Genomic DNA, 1,264 nt, shown 5'->3' on the forward strand with positions numbered 1-1,264 from the left:
TGGAGTTGCCCCTTGGGGCCGGACACCTTGATTCCAGACGGTGGTCTGGAGGGAGGATGTCCTGGTGTCTCGCAGGTCGAAGTATCCGGAGCAGTTCCGTCGTGACGCTGTTGAGCTGGTGAACGCGAGTGATCGGCCGTTGCGGCAGGTTGCCCGGGAGCTGGGGGTCAATCACGAGACCCTGCGCTCGTGGGTGAACACCGCCAAGCAGGCCGGCGAAGCCGGACCGGTGGAGGATTCGGCGGTGACCGATGAGGTGACGCGGTTGCGCAAGCAGGTCGCTGAGCTGCAGAAGGAGAAGGAGATCCTGCGGAAAGCGGCCGCCTATTTTGCGCGCGAGATGGATCGATGATCTACCGCTACCGGTTCATCTCCGAACACCGCGCCACCTACGGCGTGCAGCGGTTGTGCCAGGTCCTGGGCCTGCGCCGGCAGGGCTTCCACGAGTGGGTCGCCGCCGAAGCCGGCCGTGTCCGGCGGGCGGAAGCCGAGGCCGAGCTGGTGCGGGTGATCACCTCGATTCATGCCGAGCACCGCAGGGCCTACGGGGTCCCGCGGATCACCGCCGAGCTGCACCGCCGCGGCCACCGGGTCAACCACAAACGGGTGGAGCGGCTGATGCGCGAACACAGCCTGGCCGGGATCACCCGCCGCAAACGCCGAGCTTTGACCCGGCCTGCAGCCGGCCCGGTCACGCCGGTCGGTGATCTGATCCGGCGGGACTTCACCGCCACCGCGCCCGGCCAACGGTTCGTCGGGGACATCACCTGCCTGCCCACCTTCGAGGGCTGGCTCTATCTGGCCACCGTCATCGACCTGCACACCCGTGAGGTCGTCGGGCACGCCATGGCCGAGCACATGCGCACTGACCTGGTCTGCGACGCGATCGCCCTCGCGACTGCCCGCGGTCTGGTCCACGACGATGCGGTGTTTCATTCCGACCGCGGGGCCCAGTACACCTCCGGCCAGTTCCGCACCGCCCTGGCCGAACACCGCATCCGGCCATCGGTAGGGCGAGTCGGATCCTGCTACGACAACGCCGTCGCCGAAGCCTTCTTCGCCACCTTGAAAACCGAAATCGGTGTCTCGATCTGGCGGACCCGAACCCAAGCCCGCCACGACGTGTTCACCTGGCTGCACTACTACAACCACACCAGGCTGCACTCCACCAACGGCCACCACACCCCAGCCGAAACCCGAACCAACTATCGTCAAGCCCCAGCTGCCTGAAAACCCCGTGTCCGCCCCACCGGGGCAACTCCAC

At 67.0% G+C, this 1,264-nt stretch carries 2 protein-coding genes; both read left to right on the forward strand.

The window, feature by feature from the left end; genetic code table 11:
• Positions 1 to 64: 64 nt before the first annotated feature.
• On the forward strand, positions 65 to 352 hold the full coding sequence (locus ACWEVN_RS47940; protein ID WP_452055723.1) for a transposase: 288 nt from the start codon (positions 65 to 67) through the stop codon (positions 350 to 352).
• On the forward strand, positions 349 to 1,230 hold the full coding sequence (locus ACWEVN_RS47945; RefSeq protein ID WP_452055724.1) for an IS3 family transposase: 882 nt from the start codon (positions 349 to 351) through the stop codon (positions 1,228 to 1,230). Before ACWEVN_RS47940 ends, ACWEVN_RS47945 begins: the two co-directional genes overlap by 4 nt.
• Positions 1,231 to 1,264 lie beyond the last annotated feature (34 nt).

This window comes from Amycolatopsis sp. NPDC003861, from assembly GCF_053605405.1.

Bases quoted from the DNA above. Each gene is read 5' to 3' on its own strand.
- ACWEVN_RS47945 (WP_452055724.1), top strand. From the start codon at position 349: ATGATCTACCGCTACCGGTTCATCTCCGAACACCGCGCCACCTACGGC.